This window comes from Comamonas sp. 26 (assembly GCF_002754475.1).
Taxonomy (GTDB): Bacteria; Pseudomonadota; Gammaproteobacteria; order Burkholderiales; family Burkholderiaceae_C; genus Comamonas.
In genome coordinates this window covers 126538-147193 of the sequence record NZ_PEFL01000002.1, presented here as the reverse complement: position 1 = coordinate 147193, position 20656 = coordinate 126538, and the positions used below count along the sequence as shown (strand labels likewise).

General features: G+C 58.6%; 20 protein-coding genes. 12 read left to right on the top strand and 8 right to left on the bottom strand.

Annotation, left to right across the window (positions count from 1 at the left end):
* The first annotated feature begins 11 nt into the window (after positions 1-11).
* Genes CLU84_RS15245 through CLU84_RS15215 form a run of 7 tightly spaced genes read left to right on the top strand, consistent with a single transcriptional unit; the run spans position 12 to position 6954 of the window.
* Positions 12-686 carry an NADH-quinone oxidoreductase subunit J gene (locus tag CLU84_RS15245; protein ID WP_099738152.1) on the top strand — a complete coding sequence of 225 codons (675 nt, stop codon included), beginning with the start codon at positions 12-14 and terminating at the stop codon, positions 684-686.
* A complete protein-coding gene (gene nuoK / locus CLU84_RS15240) occupies positions 683-991 on the top strand; it encodes an NADH-quinone oxidoreductase subunit NuoK (RefSeq protein WP_099738151.1) in 309 nt (102 codons plus the stop codon). Before CLU84_RS15245 ends, nuoK begins: the two co-directional genes overlap by 4 nt.
* 30 nt (positions 992-1021) lie before the next feature.
* Positions 1022-3061 (top strand): NADH-quinone oxidoreductase subunit L, encoded by a 2040-nt coding sequence (nuoL, locus tag CLU84_RS15235; RefSeq protein ID WP_199173786.1) that lies wholly within the window; start codon positions 1022-1024, stop codon positions 3059-3061.
* Between the two features lie 16 nt (positions 3062-3077).
* The gene (locus CLU84_RS15230) at positions 3078-4553 is read left to right on the top strand and encodes an NADH-quinone oxidoreductase subunit M (RefSeq protein ID WP_099738150.1); all 1476 of its coding nucleotides are present in this window, start codon (positions 3078-3080) and stop codon (positions 4551-4553) included.
* A gap of 24 nt (positions 4554-4577) precedes the next feature.
* Positions 4578-6071 (top strand): NADH-quinone oxidoreductase subunit NuoN, encoded by a 1494-nt coding sequence (nuoN, locus tag CLU84_RS15225; RefSeq protein WP_099738149.1) that lies wholly within the window; start codon positions 4578-4580, stop codon positions 6069-6071.
* Positions 6072-6127: 56 nt separating this feature from the next.
* Positions 6128-6433, top strand: coding sequence for a DUF2818 family protein (locus CLU84_RS15220; protein WP_099738148.1), 306 nt, complete (start codon positions 6128-6130; stop codon positions 6431-6433).
* An 8-nt stretch (positions 6434-6441) separates the two neighbouring features.
* Positions 6442-6954, top strand: coding sequence for a DUF1178 family protein (locus CLU84_RS15215; protein WP_099738147.1), 513 nt, complete (start codon positions 6442-6444; stop codon positions 6952-6954).
* A gap of 42 nt (positions 6955-6996) precedes the next feature.
* Here CLU84_RS15215 and CLU84_RS15210 read toward each other — a convergent pair whose 3' ends face one another.
* From CLU84_RS15210 to CLU84_RS15200, 3 genes are read right to left on the bottom strand one after another with little or no spacing between them, the layout of a single operon-like run.
* A complete protein-coding gene (locus CLU84_RS15210; protein WP_099739042.1) occupies positions 6997-7797 on the bottom strand; it encodes an anti-sigma factor in 801 nt (266 codons plus the stop codon).
* An 11-nt stretch (positions 7798-7808) separates the two neighbouring features.
* Positions 7809-8336 (bottom strand): RNA polymerase sigma factor, encoded by a 528-nt coding sequence (locus CLU84_RS15205; protein WP_099738146.1) that lies wholly within the window; start codon positions 8334-8336, stop codon positions 7809-7811.
* Between the two features lie 18 nt (positions 8337-8354).
* A complete protein-coding gene (locus tag CLU84_RS15200; RefSeq protein WP_099738145.1) occupies positions 8355-8738 on the bottom strand; it encodes a hypothetical protein in 384 nt (127 codons plus the stop codon).
* A gap of 686 nt (positions 8739-9424) precedes the next feature.
* Here CLU84_RS15200 and CLU84_RS15195 point away from each other — a divergent pair.
* The 5 genes from CLU84_RS15195 (at position 9425) to CLU84_RS15175 (ending at position 14190) form a co-directional block, all read left to right on the top strand.
* Positions 9425-10195 carry an ABC transporter ATP-binding protein gene (locus tag CLU84_RS15195; RefSeq protein WP_099738144.1) on the top strand — a complete coding sequence of 257 codons (771 nt, stop codon included), beginning with the start codon at positions 9425-9427 and terminating at the stop codon, positions 10193-10195.
* 86 nt (positions 10196-10281) lie between these two features.
* The gene (locus CLU84_RS15190; RefSeq protein WP_099738143.1) at positions 10282-11001 is read left to right on the top strand and encodes an ABC transporter ATP-binding protein; all 720 of its coding nucleotides are present in this window, start codon (positions 10282-10284) and stop codon (positions 10999-11001) included.
* A 54-nt stretch (positions 11002-11055) separates the two neighbouring features.
* Positions 11056-12252 carry an ABC transporter substrate-binding protein gene (locus CLU84_RS15185; protein ID WP_099738142.1) on the top strand — a complete coding sequence of 399 codons (1197 nt, stop codon included), beginning with the start codon at positions 11056-11058 and terminating at the stop codon, positions 12250-12252.
* 48 nt (positions 12253-12300) lie between these two features.
* Positions 12301-13185: a branched-chain amino acid ABC transporter permease gene (locus tag CLU84_RS15180; RefSeq protein ID WP_099738141.1), complete on the top strand. Its 885-nt coding sequence runs from the start codon at positions 12301-12303 to the stop codon at positions 13183-13185.
* A 12-nt stretch (positions 13186-13197) separates the two neighbouring features.
* A complete protein-coding gene (locus tag CLU84_RS15175; protein WP_099738140.1) occupies positions 13198-14190 on the top strand; it encodes a branched-chain amino acid ABC transporter permease in 993 nt (330 codons plus the stop codon).
* A 128-nt stretch (positions 14191-14318) separates the two neighbouring features.
* Here CLU84_RS15175 and CLU84_RS15170 read toward each other — a convergent pair whose 3' ends face one another.
* The 5 genes from CLU84_RS15170 to miaA form a co-directional block, all read right to left on the bottom strand.
* Positions 14319-15491, bottom strand: coding sequence for a lipocalin-like domain-containing protein (locus CLU84_RS15170; protein ID WP_099738139.1), 1173 nt, complete (start codon positions 15489-15491; stop codon positions 14319-14321).
* 53 nt (positions 15492-15544) lie between these two features.
* Positions 15545-15985: a VOC family protein gene (locus tag CLU84_RS15165; protein WP_099738138.1), complete on the bottom strand. Its 441-nt coding sequence runs from the start codon at positions 15983-15985 to the stop codon at positions 15545-15547.
* A gap of 108 nt (positions 15986-16093) precedes the next feature.
* Positions 16094-18787 (bottom strand): FtsX-like permease family protein, encoded by a 2694-nt coding sequence (locus CLU84_RS15160; protein ID WP_099738137.1) that lies wholly within the window; start codon positions 18785-18787, stop codon positions 16094-16096.
* Positions 18787-19503 (bottom strand): ABC transporter ATP-binding protein, encoded by a 717-nt coding sequence (locus CLU84_RS15155; protein ID WP_099738136.1) that lies wholly within the window; start codon positions 19501-19503, stop codon positions 18787-18789. The genes CLU84_RS15160 and CLU84_RS15155 overlap by 1 nt, the downstream gene beginning before the upstream one ends.
* 40 nt (positions 19504-19543) lie before the next feature.
* Positions 19544-20551: a tRNA (adenosine(37)-N6)-dimethylallyltransferase MiaA gene (gene miaA, locus CLU84_RS15150; RefSeq protein WP_099738135.1), complete on the bottom strand. Its 1008-nt coding sequence runs from the start codon at positions 20549-20551 to the stop codon at positions 19544-19546.
* Positions 20552-20656 lie beyond the last annotated feature (105 nt).

Sequence of the window (20656 nt, the reverse complement as noted above, 5' to 3'; positions counted from 1 at the left end):
AGATTCGATCCATGGACGCCAAAACTGGTTTTTTCTATCTGTTCTCGGCAGTGCTGCTTTTTGCAGCCTTCCGGGTCGTCACGGCTCGCAACCCTGTGCATGCCGTGCTCAATCTGATTCTGGCTTTCTCGCAAGCAGCTGCTATCTGGCTGCTGCTGAAGGCTGAATTCCTCGGCATCGCTCTGGTGCTGGTCTATCTGGGCGCTGTGATGGTGCTGTTCCTGTTCGTGGTGATGATGCTCGATATCCGTATCGACGACATACGCCGCGGTTTCTGGAAGCATTTCTGGTATGCGGCCCCGTTTGGTGTGCTGATTGCCGTTGAAATGGGCATGGTGCTGATGGGTGGTTTCGGTGATGTGGAGGACGTGAAGGCTGCAGGCGCGACCATGGTCAATGCTGCGGGTCAGATCGTTCCTTACTCGAACACCCATGAGCTGGGCAAGCTGCTGTACACGGAGTATCTGTACCCCGTGGAAATCGCAGCGGTGATCTTGTTGGTGGCCATGATTGCCGCCATTGCTCTGACCCTGCGCAAGCGCAAGGACAGCAAGGCAATGAACCCAGCGGATCAAATTCGTGTGCGCGCTTCTGACCGTATCAAGCTGGTTAAGGTGGAGACAACCAAGCCTGCACAAAAACCTGACGCCGAAGCTGCGGCGACTGCTGTGGAGACAAAAGCATGACGCTGACTTTGGGCCACTTCCTGACGCTGGGTGCAATGCTGTTTGCAATCGCGGTGGTTGGCATCTTCCTGAACCGCAAGAACCTGATCGTCTTGCTCATGGCCATCGAGCTGATGCTCCTGGCCGTGAACACGAACTTTGTCGCGTTTTCCAGTTATCTGGGCGACATGCACGGGCAGGTGTTCGTGTTTTTCATCCTGACCGTGGCCGCTGCTGAATCGGCAATCGGTCTGGCGATCTTGGTGCTGTTGTTCCGTAACAAGAGCAGCATCAACGCGGAAGACCTCAACACCCTCAAGGGTTGAGTTCGCCGTTACTTGCAAGGTTCTCTAGAAATGAGTCAAACCCTTTCTGCATCCCTGCTGCTTGCGGTGCCTCTGGCACCGCTGGTCGGCTCCCTACTTTCGGGTATCTGGGGCACGGCTTTCGGCGGCAACAAGATTGGTCGCACCGGCAGCAGTTCCCTGACGATTCTGGGCGTGCTCGCCGCCTTCATTCTGTCGGCACTCACGTTCAAGGCAGTCGTTTTTGACGGCGCCACGTTCAACGAGTCCATCTATACGTGGATGGTTGTCGGCGGCCTGAAGATGGAAATCGGTTTCCTGATCGATTCCATCACCGCCATGATGATGTGCGTGGTGACCTTTGTGTCGCTGATGGTGCACATCTACACCATGGGCTACATGGAAGAAGACGAAGGCTACAACCGCTTCTTCTCCTATATCTCCCTGTTCACCTTCTCCATGTTGATGCTCGTCATGAGCAACAACCTGCTGCAGCTGTTCTTCGGCTGGGAAGCCGTGGGTCTGGTGTCTTACCTGCTGATCGGTTTCTACTACAAGAAGTCCACAGCCATCTTCGCCAACATGAAGGCCTTCTTGGTCAACCGTGTGGGTGACTTCGGCTTCATCTTGGGTATTGGTCTGATCGCTGCCTACACCGGTACGCTGAACTACTCTGAAATCTTTGCCAAGCTGCCCGAGATTCAGAACACTCAGCTGCCTGGTACGGGCTGGATGCTGGTGACCGTGACTGCCATCTGCCTGTTTGTGGGAGCGATGGGCAAGTCGGCCCAGTTCCCTCTGCATGCATGGCTGCCAGACTCCATGGAAGGCCCCACACCTATCTCCGCGCTGATTCACGCGGCGACCATGGTGACGGCGGGTATCTTCATGGTGTCCCGCATGTCTCCTCTGTTTGAGTTGTCGGATACGGCCCTGAACTTCATCCTCGTGATCGGTTCGATTACGGCGCTGTTCATGGGTATCCTGGGCATCATCCAGAACGACATCAAGCGCGTGATTGCGTACTCCACGCTGTCTCAGCTGGGTTACATGACCATCGCTTTGGGCGTGTCGGCTTACTCTGTGTCCGTGTTCCACCTGATGACTCACGCCTTCTTCAAGGCTTTGCTGTTCCTCGGAGCGGGTTCCGTCATTATGGGTATGCACCACAACCAGGACATCCGCTGGATGGGTGGCGTGCGCAAGTACATGCCTATCACCTGGATCACCTTCCTGCTGGGTAACCTTGCGCTGATCGGTACACCGTTCTTCTCGGGCTTCTACTCCAAGGACGCCATCATTGAAGCGGTGCACGCCTCCACCCTGCCTGCTGCTGGCTTTGCCAACTTTGCAGTGCTGGCTGGTGTGTTCATCACGGCCTTCTACTCGTTCCGCCTGTATTTCATCGTGTTCCACGGTAAAGAGCGTTACGACCAGAACCCCGATGCGCACCATGATGACCACCACGCACATGACGACCACCACGGCCATGGCCACGATGCCAAGCCGCATGAGTCGCCTCTGGTTGTGACCGGTCCTCTGATGCTGCTGGCCATTCCTTCGGTGGTGATCGGTGCGATTGCATTGATGCCCATGCTGTTTGGCGACTTCTTCAAGGGCGTGATCTACGTTGATGGCTCCAAGCATGGTGCCATGGCTGAACTGGCCGAGAAGATTCACGGCTGGGTGCCCATGGCACTGCACGGCTTCACGGCTGCACCGTTCTGGCTGGCTCTGGCTGGTGTGGTGGTGTCCTATGTGTTCTACATGGTCAAGCCTGAGATCCCCACCGCCATCATGGCTGCTTCCAAGAAGATTGGTCTGTACCAGGTTCTGGAAGGCAAGTATGGCGTGGACTGGGTGTATGAAAACATCTTTGCCCGTGGTGCCCGTGTCTTGGGTAGCGTCTTCTGGAAGGTTGGCGACCAGGCCATCATTGATGGCGCGATGGTGAACGGCTCCTGGAAGCTCATGGCCAAGTTTGGTCAGTGGATGCGTGGCCTGCAAACAGGCTATGTCTATCACTACGCGTTGGTCATGCTGCTGGGTATCGTTGCCCTCATGACGTACTTCGTGTGGCTCAACAAGTAGTAGGGGAAGAACAAAAATGGGTTTGTTGAGTCTTTCTATCTGGGTACCGATTGCATTCGGTGCTCTTCTGCTGGCCTTCAGCAAGGAAGGGCAGGCCAATGCAGTGCGCTGGCTGGCTCTGATCGGCGCGCTGATCGGCTTTGCGGTGACCATTCCTTTGGTCACCGGTTTTGACACCACTACTGCCAACATGCAGTTTGTGGAGAACGCGCTCTGGATTGAGCGCTTCAACATCCACTACCACCTGGGCGTGGATGGCATCTCCATGTGGTTCGTGCCACTGACTGCCTTCATCTCCGTCGTTGTGGTGATTGCCTCCTGGGCAAACATCACAGAGCGTGTGAACCAGTACATGGGCGCGTTCCTGATCCTGTCGGGTCTGATGATCGGCGTGTTCTCGGCACTGGACGGCATGCTGTTCTACGTGTTCTTCGAAGCCACCCTGATTCCGATGTATCTGATCATCGGTATCTGGGGCGGTCCGAACCGTATCTACGCCGCCTTCAAGTTCTTCCTGTACACCTTGATGGGCTCGCTGCTCACGCTGGTGGCGCTGATCTATCTGTACACCCAGTCGGGTGGCAGCTTCGAGATCCTGGACTGGCACAAGCTGCCGCTGTCCGGCACCGCACAGACGCTGATTTTCTTTGCCTTCTTCGCCGCGTTTGCGGTGAAGGTGCCCATGTTTCCGTTCCACACATGGTTGCCAGACGTTCACGTGGAAGCGCCTACAGGCGGCTCCGCCGTGCTGGCTGCCATCATGCTGAAGCTGGGTGCCTACGGCTTCCTGCGCTTCTCGCTGCCCATCGCTCCTGATGCGGCACACGAGTGGTCGGGCCTGATGATCACACTGTCGCTGATTGCCGTGATCTACGTGGGTGTGGTGGCTCTGGTGCAAAAGGACATGAAGAAGCTGGTGGCTTATTCGTCCGTAGCACACATGGGCTTCGTGACTCTGGGCTTCTTCATGTTCAACAACCTCGGTATCTCCGGTGGTCTGGTGCAGATGATTGCTCACGGTTTCGTGTCCGGCGCCATGTTCCTGTGCATTGGCGTGCTGTACGACCGCGTTCACTCGCGTGAAATTGCTGCTTACGGCGGCGTGGTCAACACCATGCCCAAGTTTGCTGCCTTTGCACTGCTGTTTTCCATGGCCAACTGCGGTCTGCCTGCAACGGCCGGCTTCGTGGGCGAGTGGATGGTGATCCTGGGCGCTGTGCAATACAACTTCTGGATTGGCATGGGCGCTGCAACAGCCCTGATCTTTGGCGCTGCCTACACCCTGTGGATGTACAAGCGCGTGTACCTGGGTCCTGTGGCCAATGACCACGTGAAGGAACTCAAGGACATCAACTGCCGTGAATTCCTGGTTCTGGGTATTCTGGCTGCAGCCGTGATGGTCATGGGCCTGTATCCCAAGCCCTTCACCGATGTGATGGATGTGTCTGTGGCAGAGCTCATCAAGCATGTGGCTGTGAGCAAGCTCAACTGACCAGACTGAAACGAGAGACACGAGATGATTGACAACATCAGCTGGCTGGCTATTTACCCGGAGATTGTTCTCCTGGTCATGGCCTGCGTCATTGCCTTGGTGGACTTGGGCGTGACAAGCGCCCGCCGCACAGGCACCTATGTTCTGACCATGCTCACCCTGCTTGTTGTAGCGGTGATGCAAGGCATGTATGCCTCTAGTGGCAATACCTTCTACGGCTGGGGCAATATGGTTGTCTCTGACGCCATGGGCAACTGGCTCAAGTGCTTTGCCACGATTGCCATGATGATCACCATGGTCTACGGCCGCCCCTACGCGGCCGAGCGTGACATGCTGCGCGGCGGTGAGTTCTTCACCCTGTCCATGCTGTCGCTGCTGGGCATGTTCATCATGATCAGCGGTAACAACTTCCTGGTCCTGTATCTGGGCCTGGAACTGCTGACCCTGTCCAGCTACGCGCTGGTGGCTCTGCGCCGTGACAATACTGCTGCTGTTGAAGCGGCCATGAAGTACTTCGTGCTGGGTGCCATGGCTTCGGGCTTCCTGCTGTACGGCATGTCCATGCTCTACGGTGCTACCGGTTCGCTGGATATCGGCCAAGTCTTCAAGGCCATCTACTCCGGTGAAATCAAGCACCAAGTGCTGGTTTTCGGTCTGGTGTTCGTGGTTGCCGGTCTGGCCTTCAAGCTGGGTGTAGTTCCCTTCCACATGTGGGTGCCTGACGTTTACCAGGGTGCTCCTACAGCTATCACCGCTTTGATCGGTGGCGCTCCCAAGCTGGCTGCGTTTGCCATGACTATCCGCCTCCTGGTGGATGGCCTGCTGCCCCTGGCAGTTGACTGGCAACAGATGCTGATGGTTCTGGCTGTCTGCTCGCTGCTGGTGGGTAACCTGGCCGGTCTGCAGCAGACCAGCCTCAAGCGCATGCTGGCTTACTCGACGATTTCCCAGATGGGCTTTGTCATGCTGGGCCTGATGTCGGGTGTGGTGGATGGCAAGGTTGATCCTGCGACCGTCGAAAACGCCTATAGCTCCGCCATGTTCTACGTGGTGACCTATGTGCTGACGGCTCTGGCATCGTTCGGTGTGATCTTGCTGCTGGCCCGCGAAGGCTTTGAAAGCGAAGAGATCGCGGACCTGGCTGGCCTGAACCAACGCAGCCCACTGTACGCTGGCGTGATGGCGATCTGCCTGTTCTCCATGGCCGGTATTCCTCCGCTGGTGGGCTTCTATGCCAAGCTGTCCGTGCTGCAAGCACTGATTGCTTCGGGCAGCAGCCTGTACATCGGTCTGGCCGTGTTCGCTGTAGTGATGTCGCTGATCGGCGCCTTCTATTACCTGCGCGTCGTCAAGGTCATGTACTTTGATGCTCCAATCACAGCTACCAGCGTGTCCGCTCCTCTGGATGTGCGCGTTGTGTTGACCATCAACGGTGCGCTGGTTCTGCTGCTGGGCATCTTGCCTGGTGGTCTGATGGCCTTGTGCGCTGACGCCGTTGTGCGTGCCCTGGCTTCCTGATAAGACGAATGTGATGAGGGCTTGAGGCCCTCATCGCTTTTTCTAGGAATGGCTTAGTGTCTATTACCGCCTCTATCTGGCTCATCATCTTGGCTGCCCTTGTGGCAGCCAATTTGCCTTTTATCAACCAGCGTCTGGGCATCGTCGGCCCCGTCGTTGCAGGTCGCAAGTCCTTGTGGATTCGCCTGCTTGAAATGGTGATTCTCTATTTGCTGGTCGGTGGCCTCGGCCTGCTGCTTGAGCGCCGCGCCGGGCAGATATCACCACAAGGCTGGGAGTTTTATGCAGTGACTGCGACACTGTTTCTGACGCTGGCATTTCCCGGCTTCGTGTATCGCTATCTTGTCCATCGCAAGGGTTGAATGCGGCCATGAAAGTGCTTGATCTTCACTGCCCTGCAGGCCATGTCTTTGAAGGCTGGTTCGCATCGGAAGATGATTTTCAGAATCAGCTGCAACGCCAACTGGTGCAATGCCCCATGTGCGGCGACAGCGATGTGACCAAGCGCTTGAGCGCCCCTCGCCTGAATCTGGGTGCCCAGCCACCCAAGACACCTCAAATATCCAAGCCGACGACGGTAGCAGCACCCGCAGCTTCAGCCGTCACGCCAGAGATCAGTGCTGAAGCCCGGGCACATCTTCAGTCCATGCAGGCCGCGTGGATGCAGTGGTCGCGCAAGGTGGCTGAAAGCACCGAAGACGTAGGTAAGAAGTTCGCCGAAGAAGCGCGCCGCATTCACTATGGTGAAACCGAAGAGCGTGCCATTCGCGGCCAGACCAGCCCTAAAGAAGCCATTGAATTGATGGAAGAGGGTATTGGTGTTCTGCCACTGGCCTTGCCTGAAGCCGCGGGTGGCGAAGGCGGCAGCGGTAGCTTGCAATAAGCGCTGCTGATACCTTACTGGCGTATTCGCGCAGCGCAGATATCATTCAAGCTGGCGGTAGATCGCATCGGCCAGAACCTGCAAACGCTCGCGCGGCAAGTCGGCACTGAGGGCGTAGCCCTGCAGGCCATCAATCCAGTAAAAGCCATGCGCTGTGCCATCACGCGACCACTGAAAAGCGGCAGGAGCCGATGTTTTTGTTGCTTGCTGATCCAATACCGAGACATAGAGCGTGAGGCGCTCGCCGGCCGCATCTTCATACATGAACTGGGCTCGTGCCTGACCTGTCTCGCCCGGTAGCAACCTTCCTCCCATGAGCTGAAAACCTTGTGCTTTCAGCACAGGTGTCTTGAGGGACACGCCAAGCCGTTTGGACAGCCACTGCACCAGATGCGCCTGCTGCTGCGCTGCGACCTCTACCGGGTGGCGCTTTTCTGGCACATAGACTGCATGGGCCGCAGCAGCCTCGCGCACAAAGCCTGGCAACTGCGTCATTGTGCCGGTTTGTGCGATTGCCATTTTTTGCTGACTTGCGCCATAGCCAAGACCAAATCCCGCGCTGATACCCAGACTCAGCATCAGACCAGCAGCCAGTGCATGTGGCCAGCGCCATTGTGTTGGCGGTTGACGCAGTGTCCGGGTGAGCTCAGGCGGAACTGGCTCATCCAGCACTTTCGCGTGCAGAGCTTGCAGGCTTGCAGTCTGGGCCTGAATGGCAGCCATGCGCGCAGCTTCATCGGGATGATCGGCCAGCCATTGCGCAACGGCTGCGGCACTTTCGGGCTGCAGCTCTCCATCGACCCAGGCGTGCAGCGTGGTTTCATCAGGTCGCTGGGTGCTCATCTCGCTTTCCTTCATTTCACAGCCCTCAGCACGGTGCTTGCAGGCCGTTCACCGTCCATCAGGCGGCGCAGTTGCTCGCGTGCGCGTGACAGCCGTGACATCACAGTACCCACTGGCACGCCCAGCATTTGCGCCGCTTCGCCATAGCTGAATTGCTCCATGCCAATCAGCAGCAGCACCTCGCGCGCCTGAGGGGAGAGCAGGCCCAGTGCCCGCTCCAGATCGAGCTGTAATGCCAGCTTGGGCATGGGGTCGTGGCTGGGGTCTTGCGCGTCATCGAGTTCTACGGTGCGATGCCGCGCCGCCTGCTGCCACTGATTGGCGTAGAGGTTGTGCATCACCGTCAGCAGCCAGCTGAGTAAAGCTTTTTGCGCTTCTTCAGCTGTGGCTGCAGCGGGAGGGCGCCATAGCGCCCATTTCTGGCAGGCCCGCTCCAGCGTGTCTTGAACCAGATCATCAGCCAGCGCGGCATCACCCGCCAGCGCACGGGCGTAGCGGCGTAGGCGGGGAATGTGGACGAGGGCTGAGTCGATATTCACTCAATACGCTCAAATGACTCAGGGCTTGGCAACATGCCAGCTGTTGTTGAGGAGACCGTCACCGGTCATGTCACCGGGTTTGGTGTCCTTGGCCCAGTGGTAGAGCGGGCGGCCTTTATAAGCCCATTGCTTGCTGCCGTCGTCGCGCATCACCACGCTCCAGTCGCCAATGGGGGCGGCATTGGCGGGGGCCATCAGCGGCGGCCAGTTGCTGGCGCAGCCGCCGTTGCACATGCTTTTGCCGGCAGCGTCTTTGTCAAAGACATAAAGCGTCATTTGCGTCGGGCCGACCAGCATGCCGTTCATGGTGGTCGCCGGAGACTTTGCCATGGTGGCCGTGCCAGTGGCGCAGCCCGCCAGCAGGGCGGCAGAAAGAATCGTCAGGGATGCGATGCGAAGCATGAAAACTCTCCTTGTGGTTGACCTGCGGTAAACAGTCCAGCGGGTAGTTTTATTCCATGCTTTTTCAGCAATGCATGCAAGCGTTGTTGATTCGATTTTTTTGATAGCACCTACCGCTTGTTAAGTAATAGTCTCATGAATAAAACAAGCTGAAACTCATGATTAAAAAGCGCAAGCAGCTTTGAAATGAATAGCGATTCTTCTCGTCATTTGTCGCCATGGGTTTTCGTGGGCGACAAACATCAAGCATATTTACGGCGCTTGGGCTAGTAACCAAGTTACCTTAGCGGGAATTTACGGGCTCAGGGTTTACGGCAGCTTTGCTGCAGTCAAAGCAGCTTTCGGCATTTGATTGACATGCCGCTTTAATGAATATTGATAGCGCGATAACGATGGCCATCCTGCGGTTGGCGAGTACTGAGGTGGACGCACAGCCTCTGCGCAAGCAATTTTCTGCCAGGTGCTTTTGAATCTTGATCTTTAGAAGTGAAGTTTGCAGTTACTCCTTTTGTGGCTATTTGTTTACTGTGTACCTAGGGTAAGCATAAGTAGCTGTCAGCCACTCTCCTAGGAGTTTCCCGCTGCGGCAGCGCTGCCGGGCAGCCCAAGATGCCAAGCAAGCAGAGGGCGCATTGCAAAGTGCGCCTGTCTTTTGTTTTGTAGCACTCAGGACTGACGGCCAGCGCATGAGCGACCTAATTCTCGAAACCAAGCAACTCACTAAAGAGTTCAAAGGCTTTACCGCCGTCAGCAAGGTGGATCTGGCCGTGCAGCGTGGCTCAATTCATGCGCTGATCGGGCCTAACGGTGCGGGCAAGACCACTTGCTTCAACTTGCTCACCAAGTTTCTGGAGCCCACTTCCGGAAGCATTCGATTCAACGGCGTTGACATTACCCGCGAAGCCCCGGCGCAGATTGCGCGGCGCGGTGTGATTCGCTCCTTCCAGATATCAGCCGTATTCCCGCACAGCACTTTGCTGGAGAACGTGCGCATCGGCCTGCAGCGCAAACTGGGTACGGCCTACCAGTTCTGGACCAGTGAGAAAACGCTGAACCAGCTCAACGACCGCGCCATGGAACTGTTGACCGAAGTCGGCCTGCAGGACCTGGCCGATGAGCTGACTGTGAACCTGCCCTATGGCCGCAAACGTGCGCTGGAGATCGCCACCACGCTGGCCATGGACCCCGAGCTGATGCTGCTGGACGAGCCCACGCAGGGCATGGGCCACGAAGACGTGGACCGCGTCACGCAGCTCATCAAAAAAGTCTCGGCTGGTCGCACCATCTTGATGGTGGAACACAACATGAAAGTGATTGCGACGATTGCCGATCGCATCACCGTGCTGCAACGCGGCGCCGTGCTGGCTGAAGGGCCCTACGAAGAAGTTTCGAAAAATCCGCAGGTGATGGAAGCCTATATGGGGACCACGGACGGGCAGTTGCAGGGGGCGCACTGATGGCTCCCCCTGGTGCCGCTTTGCGGCTTCCCCTGAGAGCGGTGGCTGCTTCGTTGATGGTTTTGTGCCTGTTTTGAGTGATACGAATGAATAAGACAAGTACTCCGGCGCTGGAAATTTCGGGTTTGAACGCCTGGTATGGCGAGTCCCATGTGCTGCATGGCATGGACCTGGTGGTCAACCCTGGCGAGGTGGTGACACTGCTGGGGCGCAATGGTGCGGGCCGCACTTCCACGCTGCGGGCCATCATGGGCCTGACAGGATCGCGCAAGGGCTCGATCAAGATCAATGGGGTGGAGACCATTCAGTGGCCTACGCACAAGATTGCGCATCTGGGCGTGGGCTACTGCCCCGAAGAGCGCGGTATTTTCTCCAGCCTGTCCTGCGAAGAAAACCTGATGCTGCCGCCGCCGCTCAAAACCGGCCAGCCCGGCATGAGCGTGGACGAGATCTACCAGATGTTCCCCAACCTCTACGAGCGTCGCAACAGCCAGGGCACGCGCCTGTCGGGTGGTGAGCAGCAGATGCTGGCAGTGGCGCGCATTCTGCGCACGGGCGCACGTTTGCTGCTGCTGGATGAAATTTCTGAAGGTCTGGCTCCCGTCATCGTTCAGACCCTGGCTCGCATGATTAAAACGCTGCGCGAGAAGGGCTACACCGTGGTGATGGTGGAGCAGAACTTCCGTTTTGCCGCGCCGCTGGCTGACCGTTTCTATGTGGTCGAGCACGGCCATGTGGCCCTGCGTTTTGGCGCTGATGAGCTGGACGCAAAGATGTCTGTGCTCAATGAGCTGCTGGGCGTGTGAAGCACTGCATTTCTCTTTTCTTTTCATAACAAAGACCTAACCCTGGAGATCAAGATGAAAGCAAAACTGAGCGTTCTCTCGTGCATGCTGGCTGTTGCAGGTTTGACCAGCCCTCTGGTTCAAGCGCAGGAAAAAGTGAAGATCGGTTTTGTGACCGATATGTCCAGCCTGTACGCCGACGTGGAAGGCAAGAACGGCGCGCTGGCCATGCAAATGGCGATTGACGACTTTGGTGGCAAGGCGCTGGGTCAGCCCATCGAGCTGATGAGCGCAGATCACCAGAACAAGGCCGACATCGCTGCATCCAAGATGCGCGAGTGGATTGATACGCAGAACATTTCGCTGGTCTTCAGCGGCACCAACTCCGGCACAGCGCTGGCTGTCTCGCAAGTGGCGAATGAGAAAAAGCGCGTGCACTTCAACAGCGGTGCGGGTTCTTCCGCGCTGACCAACGAGCAGTGCAACCCCTACACCGTGCACTACGCCTATGACACCGTGGCGCTGGCCAAGGGCACGGGTGGCGCGGTGGTCGATCGCGGTGGCAAGGACTGGTTCTTTTTGACGGCTGATTACGCCTTCGGTCAGGCGCTGGAGAGCGACACGACCAAGGTCATTCAAGCCAAGGGTGGCAAGGTTCTGGGCTCGGTCAGACACCCCCTTAACGCATCTGACTTCTCGTCTTTCCTGCTGCAGGCGCAAAGCTCCAAGGCCCATATTCTGGGTCTGGCCAATGCGGGTGGCGACACCATCAACGCCATCAAGGCGGCCAAAGAGTTCGGTATCAACAAGACCATGAAGACCGCCGGTCTGCTGGTCTTTCTGACCGACATTCACAGCCTGGGTCTGAAGAACACAGAAGGCCTGCTGCATACCACCAGCTGGTACTGGGACATGAATGACGAATCGCGCAAATTCGCCAACAAGTTCTTTGCCAAGACCAAGCGCATGCCCACCGATGTGCAGGCTGCTGACTACTCGGCTGTCATGAACTATCTGAAGGCCGTCGAAGCCGTCAAGACCACCAATGCCGACAAGGTGATGGCCTACCTGAAGAGCACGCCCATCAACGACTTCTACGGCAAGGGCGTGATCCGTCCGGATGGCACGTTTGCGCACGACATGTACCTGGTCGAAGCCAAGAAACCCAGCGAATCCACCAAGCCCTGGGACTACCTCAAGGTCCTGACCAAGCTGCCTGCTGACACGGTCTGGACCACCAAGGCCGAGACCAAGTGCGCGCTCTGGAAGTAATCGCGACCTTGGACTGATGCACACCTAATACCCACCAGCGTATCTCTCATGGAAATCTTCGGCGTTTCATTGCCCGGCCTGATGAGCCAGCTCCTTCTGGGGCTGGTCAACGGTTCGTTCTACGCAATTCTGAGTCTGGGTCTGGCCGTGATTTTCGGCCTGCTCAATGTCATCAACTTTGCGCATGGCGCACTGTTCATGCTGGGTGCCATGTGCACCTGGATGGCCATGAGCTACTTTGGCATCAACTACTGGGTGATGCTGATTCTGTCGCCCGTGTTGGTGGGTATTCTGGGTGTGCTGATAGAGCGCTTTTTACTGCGCTGGATCTACAAGCTCGATCACCTCTACGGCCTGCTGCTCACGCTGGGGCTGTCGCTGCTGATCGAGGGCGTGTTTCGCTCCATCTACGGTGTCTCGGGTCTGGGTTATGACACACCCGAGCTGCTGGAAGGCGCGACCAATCTGGGCTTCATGATTTTGCCTAACTATCGCGCATGGGTGGTTGTGGCCTCCATTGTGGTCTGCGTGGCCACCTGGTTTGTGATCGAGAAGACGCGTATCGGTGCCTATCTGCGTGCTGGTACCGAGAACCCGCGCCTGGTTGAAGCCTTTGGCATCAACGTGCCCGTCATGATCACGCTGACCTATGCCTTTGGTGCCGCTCTGGCTGCCTTCGCTGGTGTGCTGGCTGCGCCGGTCTATCAGGTCACACCGCTGATGGGGCAGAACCTCATCATCGTCGTGTTTGCCGTGGTGGTGATTGGCGGCATGGGTTCCATCATGGGCTCCATCCTGACGGGGCTGGGGCTGGGTGTCATCGAAGGGCTGACCAAAGTGTTCTGGCCTGAAGCATCGTCCACCGTCGTGTTTTTCATCATGGTCATTGTTTTGCTGATTCGCCCCGCTGGCCTGTTCGGTAAAGAAAAATAAGAGGGGCACGACATGAAATCCAAGACGCTTGTTCAACGCATTGCCCCTGTGGGCTACGGCCTGCTGTTGCTGGGCCTGATTGCTGCTCCTTTTCTGGGTGCCTATCCTGTATTTGTGATGAAGCTCATGTGCTTTGCACTGTTTGCTTCTGCCTTCAACCTGCTGCTGGGCTATACGGGTCTGCTGTCCTTTGGCCATGCGGCCTTTCTGGGTGGCGCGGCCTATGTGGCGGGCTACAGCATCAAGGCCTGGGGCTTTACGCCAGAAATTGGTATGCTGCTGGGCACCGTGGTCGGTGGACTGCTGGGCCTGATCTTTGGCTGGCTGGCCATTCGTCGCCAGGGCATCTACTTCTCGATGATTACGCTGGCGCTGGCACAGATGCTGTTCTTTGTCGCGCTGCAAGCCAAGTTCACCGGCGGTGAAGACGGCCTGCAAGGCGTGCCACGCGGCAAGCTGTTCGGCATGATTGATTTGAGCAGCGATCTGACGATGTACTACGTGGCACTGGTGGTGGTGACGCTCGCTTTCCTGCTCATCGTGCGTACTATTCACTCGCCTTTTGGTCAGGTGCTCAAGGCCATCAAGGAAAACGAGCCACGCGCGATCTCGCTGGGCTATGACGTGAACCGCTTCAAGCTGCTGGCCTTTGTGATCTCTGCTGCGCTCACAGGTCTTGCAGGCTCACTCAAGACGCTGGTCCTGGGCTTTGCCACCTTGTCCGATGTTCACTGGACCACCTCGGGTCACGTGATTTTGATGACGCTGATGGGCGGCTTGGGCACGCTCTCCGGCCCTTTGCTGGGCTCTGCTGTGGTCGTGGCGCTGGAAAACAAGATTGGCGACTTTGGCACTTTTCTCGCTCACACCACCGGTGTGGAATGGTTCGGCACACTGGGTGAGTCTGTTACCATCGTCACCGGCCTGATCTTTGTGTTGTGCGTGCTGATGTTCCGCAAGGGCATCATGGGCGAGCTGATTGCTTTTCTGGAAAAAAAGAGATGAGGCACCACGGAGCAGCTTGGCCGCTTTCCCCCCCCCTCTCTCTCTTCGGGAGAGGGGCGATAGCCTCGCTGCGGCGCGGTCCTTGCTTTCTGTCTCTGACTTGGCGCGTGACGGTTGGCGTGTTGACGCTATAGCTTCATCGCCGCCACATACCCCGTCATCTCCAGATATCCCCGCCCCACTGCACTGCTGCGGCCGTCGGCGCCAATGCGGCGCAGCTCACACAAACCTTCCCAGTAAATCGCGCCAGTGCTGGCGCGGCTGTCCAGTTCTTGGTCATCTACCAGTGCATGCACTTCAAAGCGCCCGGCGGGCGTCTGCACTCGCCATGCAACCGGGTAGCGCGCCTTGCTGTGAGGGCTGAGCCAGTAGCGCAGCGGCTCAAACTGCACTTGATTGGCACTAAAGATTTGCGCACTTTGCCCGGCTTGGCGAAAAGAGCCGCCAGCCCAGAGTGCGGAGCCATCCGGGCGCCGTAGATGAAAGGCCGTCAGGGCGCTTCCGTCATCCAGGTTCATACCAATCCAGTCCCAACCCTGCGCCTCTTTATCCATGATGGCGGCGCTGCATTCATGGTCTAACCATGCGCGGTTGTGGGAGCTGGTTTCCACTGGCAGCAGTTGTCCGCCCACGGTGATGGATCCGCCGACTTTGAGCTGGGGCTGGCTGTAGTAGTAGCTAGCCTGTTCTTCTTGTGGGCCTTTACGTGAAAGACCGTTAGAGCCCTGTAACAGCAAGCGCTGCGTGCTATCAAATTCAAGATCAAGGGTGAAGTCTTTGGCGGCAAGCTTGGCGCTGTAGTGGCTGGCCTGCGCCGCATCTTGCCCGCGTACAGACTGGCGTTTCAGATACCAGTCGTTGATGTAGACATGGGTGTCGCTTTCACTGGCATCGGCCAGCCCCAGGCCCGCGCGCGCCATGCGCTGGTCGTGGTGCAATTTCTGGCCCTGCACATCGCATAGTGCGGCGTGGGCAAAGATCAGTTGTTTGGCCGCCAGCGGTGATTGCAGGCCTTGTGCCGCAGCAATGCGCGAGCGAAAAAAGGTCAGCTGAAAGCCCCATGGCTTGCCGCCCGCCTGCAACTGTCCGGTGATGTACCACCACTCAGTTTGCAGGTCTGGATGGCTGCCAAAATCACGCGGAAATTGCAGCGATTTAATGGGCAGGGCCATGGCTGAAGGCGCAAGCGTCCAACTGCTCAAGCACAGACCTGCTGCAGCCAGTGCATGCAGATACATCCGGCGTGAGATGACTGCGTCGGCTGGTGAGAAATGAGGTGGAATCAGGGGCAGTTGGCGCATGCCCCATTGTTACCGCTCAGGTCGCAGCGGTGTCCTTATCGACTTGCTCTGTGTCAGCCAATATCAAGCAGCGGAACAATCACCATCCAGCTGACACCAAAGCGGTCCGTGACCATGCCAAAGCTGCGGGCAAAAAAGGTCTCGCCCAGCGGCATCTGTACCTGACCTCCTTCGCCGATGGCTGCAAAGATGCGGTGAGCCTCATTTTCGTTCGGGGCGGTGATAGAGAGGGCAAAGCCTTTGAAATCAGGCTTGCCGCCATTCATGCCGTCCGAGGCCATGATCTGCGTCTCGCCAATCTGCATATTGGCGTGCATGATTTTTTCCGGGTCCATCTGACCTGGACCACAGCCTTGCTGGGCAGCTGGTTCGGGCTGGGGCGGAGCGTCTTTGTAGCGCATCAGCGCCGTAACTTCTGCGCCGAGAGCGGCCTGATAGAACTCCAGAGCCTCTTCGCAGCGGCCATCAAAAAACAGATAGGACTGGACTTGCATACGAACTCCCCAGAGCTGAGTCAGAGCATTTATTGTGCGCTGCCATTGTTTGCAGTTGTATGAAAAACGCTGCTGCAATCGCAGGTATAGCCACCAGGTGTTTAGTCCTTACCAGTCTTCTTTCACGGCGAGAACGGCATCTGCGCTGGCAGCCTTTCGCCCGGCCAGCCAGGCGGTGATGACACCGGCGAGTATCACCGCCGCAGCAAGGCTCAGCAGGCGCAGTGCGGGCAGGCGCAGCTCCATCGTCCAGTGAAAGCTTTGCGGGTTGACCACGTGCACCAGAATCACTGCCACACCCAGCCCCAGCAGCGTGCCAGCAATGGCGCCCAGCGTGGTCCAGGCCAGACCTTCTGCCGCGACCACGCTGAGCACATTGCGGCGGGTGAGGCCAAGGTGGGCCAGCAGCCCGAACTCTTTACGCCGCGCCAGCACCTGGGCGCTGAAGCTGGCGGCAATGCCGAACAGGCCAATGCCAATGGCTACGGCCTGTAGCCAGTAGGTGACGGCAAAGCTGCGATCAAAAATGCGCAGCGACCGCTCGCGCAAGGAGGTACTGCTGACAAACTCCAGCGCCGGAGCAGGCTGGCCCGGCGTGGTGATGGCTTGCTCTATGGCGGCTTGTAAATCAGCTTGCAAACCGGCTGGTGTGAGCGCGCCTTCATGCCGGGGCCAGATGGCAACTTCGCTGATCTGGGCTGCATTGCCGCCATCACCAGCAAGAGCCAGATAGTCCTGCCAGTCCAGTGCCACAGCGCCAAACTGGCGCACATAGTCGCGCCAAATGGATGCTATGTAAAACGTAGCTGCTTGCGCTTGATGATCAAGCGTTTGAAGGCTGAAAGCCTTTGAAAGCAGCGGCCATTCATCGCCGGGCTTCAAGTCATACAACTGGGCCACGGCTTCGCTGATATGTACGGGGATGCCACTGCGCGTTGAGGTTAGCGGCCCGTCTACCCATGGCAGTTGCATGGCCTGATCACCTTTAAGCGGGCGAATCAACAGGCTGATGGCGGGGCGCTCCGGGCTGAGCACCAACTGGCTGCTGCGCATGGCTTGAGCGCGCTCAACCCCTGGCAACTGGCTGATGCGCTGTGCGGCGTCGGCGGGCAGCAGGGCGGCATCGACACGGCTTGAGCCACCGGCGGCGCGTACATACAGAGGGGCGGGCAGCACGGCATCCAGCCACTCCATCATGCTGCCGCGAAAGCTGGTGACCATCACTGTCAGCGCTACCGCCAGACTCAGGCTGGCCACCACGCCGCCCACGGCCACCGTGGTTGCGTGGCGCATGCGGCGCGCGCGTTCAAGCGCCAGCATGGCCAGCGGCTGGCGTGACAGTCTGGCGGGCACCAGTCCCAGCACCGCACCCAGCAGCCACGGTAGCGCCGCCATGCCGCCCAGCAGCAGCAAGCCCACCGCGATATAGGCGGCCAGCGGAATGCCAGCCACAGGCGGCATAAAGGCCAGCGCCACGCTGGCTGAAAGAAGTAGCAGTGCAGGCCACAGGTGCGGCGTTTTCTCATGCGTGCTGCCCAAGCCTTTAAGCGTGGCTGCGGGCGGTAAATCCATGGCGGCGCGTGCAGGCCACCATGCGCCAGCCAGCGTGGCGGCAACGCCCAGCAGGCCAAATACCAGAGCCGCGACAGGGCTCCAGTGCAGTGCGGGCTGCACGCCGGAAAAAAAGCCGCCTCCCAGGTCGCCGCCCAGTACTTGCAGCGCCAGCCAAGCCAGTGCACTGCCCAGTGCAATACCGGCCAGACTGCCCAGAACGCCCAGCGCCAGGGCCTCAAGCAGCACCAGAGCCATACGCTGGCGGGGTGTGGCACCCAGCACGGCCAGCAGCGCAAACTGCGGTGCACGTTGCGCCACGCTGAGCGCCAGTACTGAGAACACCAGAAATGCCCCGGTGAACAAGGCTACCAGCGCCAGCACCGTCAGATTGACTCGGTAGGCGCGCGACATCTCGCCCACGCGCTGCTGGTCGTCGCTGGGTTGCTGAATCAGCACCTGGCTCTGCCATGCGGGTAGGGCGTGTAAAGCGGCCGTGATCTGGCTGCGATCGGTGCTGTCGGCCAGCAAAAGATCGATGCGGTCAATGCTGTCAAAGCGCTGCAGTTTTTGCTGCAGTGCGGCAATGTCCATGACGACAAGCGGAGCGCCTGAGGCCGCCACCGTGCCTGCAATGCGCAGTTGCTGGGGCTGGCCATTGAGCAGCCATTGCAAGGGGGCGTTGATGGCTTGTTCGGGGCTGAGATGCAAAGCCTGCAAGGCGGCGGCGTTGAGAAACACCGCATCGGGCGCAAACAGATCGAGCCGGTTGCCGCCTTCAAACAATTTCGGCATCAGCGCGGGGGCGACGGGGGCCAGCTTGAGCGCATCGCTGCCCAGCACGCGCAGCGCAGTGCCTTGAGTCGCACCTTGTATTGCGCTTTTTGTGCTGTTGGCACTGGTGTCGCCGGTGGCATGACTGGCGCTGCCGGGATGGTTCGCGGGCAGCAACACGGTGGTCTCCAGCCAGGGCACGGCATTCGCAATGCCTTGGGTCTTGGCGACTTGCGGGTACAGCGCCAGCGGCAGGCCACCTTGCATGGCGTGCAATTGCAGATCAGGCTGGCCGTTGACGCTGCGCACCGCACGCGAGAACTCATCAAGCGCCGACTGGTTGATGACATGCACGGCAAAGCCCAGCGCCACGCCCAGCATGATGGCGAGCAGCGCCGTGGCAGTGCGCCAGGGGTGCTGGCGCAGCTCCTGCCAGGAGAAGCTGGTCAGCAGCAGAAAAATGGGGGAGCGTGACATCACTGCGCGGGCTCTGCCTGCATGCCGCTGGCCGTTAGCCGCAGCACGCGATCTGCGCGTTTTGCCGCATCGGCGGAATGGGTGACAAGGATGAGTGCCGTGCCGTTGTCGCGAGTTTGCTGCAGCAGCAAGTCCATGACCTGCTGTGCGGTGGATGGGTCCAGGTTGCCCGTGGGCTCATCGGCCAGCAGCAGCTGCGGCGAATGCACGAGTGCGCGGGCAATGGCCACACGCTGCAACTGGCCGCCACTGAGCTGCTGCGGCAGGCGCTGGCCCAGTCCATCCAGCCCTACGGCTTCGAGCACCTGCTGCACGCGTTGCCCACCTTGCGTATTCATGCGGCCCAGCAGCATCAGTGGCAGGGCGATGTTCTGCGCCACATCCAGATGCGGCAGCACATGGAAGGCTTGAAACACAAAGCCCAGATGTGCCCGGCGCCAGATGGCACGCTCTGTTTCGTTCAGGGTGGAAAGGTCTGTGCCCTGATGCAGCACCTGGCCTTGCTGCCAGCTGTCAAGACCGGCAAGGCAGTTGAGGAAGGTGGACTTGCCTACGCCCGAGTTACCGACGATGGCGACAAACTCACCGGCCTTAACCTCGCAGCTGACCTGCTCAAAAACAGTGCTCTGGGCTTGCGCCTGACCATAGCGTTTGGCCAGGTCTTGAACTTGCAGCAGTGGCTGGGATGAGGTCGGGTTTGATGCGTTGGCTGCCATGAAGGCATCTTAACCAGCGCAGGCTGGGTGTTGACCGCGCTCAGCGAGCGGCTTGCTGCGCTTCGTCAATAACGGCCATGGCGGCATCTAGCAGTTGCTGCTGGGCATCTGGTGCATCGCAGGCAATGGCGCGGCGCTGGGGCATGGAGCGAAGCCACGTAATCTGGCGCTTGGCCAGCTGGCGGGTGGCAGCAATGCCTTTTTCGCGCAGCAGATGGCGGTTGATTTCGGGCAGATTGTGCTGGTCTTGCCAGTCCAGTTCTTCCCAGGCCTGACGGTAGCCCACGCAGCGCATCGATGGCAGATCCAGATGCAGATCACCGCGTGCGCGCAGTTGGCGCACCTCATCCAGAAAGCCTTGCTGCAGCATCAGATCAAAGCGCTGTGCAATGCGTTGATGCAGCCATTTACGGTCTTCGGGTTCCAAGGAGAAAAGGGCTGCAAGACCCATCTGCTCTGCGGGGCCTGCTTTGTTTTTGGTAGTGTGAAAGCTCGACAGCGGTTTGCCAGAAACATGCCATACCTCCAGCGCACGCTGAATGCGCTGGCTGTCGCCGGGGGCAAGACGTGCAGCGGTCACGGGGTCGGCTTCGGCCAGCTTGGCATGCATGGCAGGCCAGCCTAGCTCGGCGGCTTGCGCATCCAGCATGGTGCGCACTTCGGGGTCTGCGGCGGGCATGTCGTCCAGCCCATCCATCAGCGCCTTGAAATAAAGCATGGTGCCGCCCACCAGCAGCGGTATGGCGTTGCGGCTGCGGATTTCATCAACCAGCTTTTGCGTGTCGCGCACAAACTCTGCGGCGCTATAGGACTGCAGCGGGTCGATGATGTCGATGAGGTGATGCGGCACGGCAGCCAGTTCTGCGGCTGTCGGTTTGGCCGTGCCAATGTCCATGCTTTTGTAGACCAGGGCCGAGTCCACGCTGATGATTTCCGTCTTCTGCCCGCGCTGCGCCAGCAGTTCAGACAGCGCCAGTGCCGCAGCAGTTTTGCCTGAGGCGGTGGGGCCGGCGATGGCGATACAGGGCAGGGGATGAGAAGCAGTCATGGCGCAGAAATCATTACAGGGCTGAGAGCCAAAAACAAATGGCCCGTGAGACACGGACCATTTGCGTTTGCAGGCTGCAAAGGATAACGCACCCTAGGTGCTTCC

What these genes read in the sequence shown, in the direction of transcription:
- nuoN (WP_099738149.1), top strand. Translation starts at nt 4,578, where the DNA reads ATGATTGACAACATCAGCTGGCTGGCTATTTACCCGGAGATTGTTCTC.
- CLU84_RS15155 (WP_099738136.1), bottom strand. Translation starts at nt 19,503, where the DNA reads ATGGCAGCCAACGCATCAAACCCGACCTCATCCCAGCCACTGCTGCAA.
- CLU84_RS15190 (WP_099738143.1), top strand. Translation starts at nt 10,282, where the DNA reads ATGAATAAGACAAGTACTCCGGCGCTGGAAATTTCGGGTTTGAACGCC.
- CLU84_RS15210 (WP_099739042.1), bottom strand. Translation starts at nt 7,797, where the DNA reads ATGAGCACCCAGCGACCTGATGAAACCACGCTGCACGCCTGGGTCGAT.
- nuoK (WP_099738151.1), top strand. Translation starts at nt 683, where the DNA reads ATGACGCTGACTTTGGGCCACTTCCTGACGCTGGGTGCAATGCTGTTT.
- CLU84_RS15180 (WP_099738141.1), top strand. Translation starts at nt 12,301, where the DNA reads ATGGAAATCTTCGGCGTTTCATTGCCCGGCCTGATGAGCCAGCTCCTT.
- CLU84_RS15200 (WP_099738145.1), bottom strand. Translation starts at nt 8,738, where the DNA reads ATGCTTCGCATCGCATCCCTGACGATTCTTTCTGCCGCCCTGCTGGCG.
- CLU84_RS15185 (WP_099738142.1), top strand. Translation starts at nt 11,056, where the DNA reads ATGAAAGCAAAACTGAGCGTTCTCTCGTGCATGCTGGCTGTTGCAGGT.
- CLU84_RS15195 (WP_099738144.1), top strand. Translation starts at nt 9,425, where the DNA reads ATGAGCGACCTAATTCTCGAAACCAAGCAACTCACTAAAGAGTTCAAA.
- CLU84_RS15165 (WP_099738138.1), bottom strand. Translation starts at nt 15,985, where the DNA reads ATGCAAGTCCAGTCCTATCTGTTTTTTGATGGCCGCTGCGAAGAGGCT.
- CLU84_RS15170 (WP_099738139.1), bottom strand. Translation starts at nt 15,491, where the DNA reads ATGCGCCAACTGCCCCTGATTCCACCTCATTTCTCACCAGCCGACGCA.
- CLU84_RS15160 (WP_099738137.1), bottom strand. Translation starts at nt 18,787, where the DNA reads ATGTCACGCTCCCCCATTTTTCTGCTGCTGACCAGCTTCTCCTGGCAG.
- CLU84_RS15215 (WP_099738147.1), top strand. Translation starts at nt 6,442, where the DNA reads ATGAAAGTGCTTGATCTTCACTGCCCTGCAGGCCATGTCTTTGAAGGC.
- nuoL (WP_199173786.1), top strand. Translation starts at nt 1,022, where the DNA reads ATGAGTCAAACCCTTTCTGCATCCCTGCTGCTTGCGGTGCCTCTGGCA.
- CLU84_RS15175 (WP_099738140.1), top strand. Translation starts at nt 13,198, where the DNA reads ATGAAATCCAAGACGCTTGTTCAACGCATTGCCCCTGTGGGCTACGGC.
- CLU84_RS15230 (WP_099738150.1), top strand. Translation starts at nt 3,078, where the DNA reads ATGGGTTTGTTGAGTCTTTCTATCTGGGTACCGATTGCATTCGGTGCT.
- CLU84_RS15245 (WP_099738152.1), top strand. Translation starts at nt 12, where the DNA reads ATGGACGCCAAAACTGGTTTTTTCTATCTGTTCTCGGCAGTGCTGCTT.
- miaA (WP_099738135.1), bottom strand. Translation starts at nt 20,551, where the DNA reads ATGACTGCTTCTCATCCCCTGCCCTGTATCGCCATCGCCGGCCCCACC.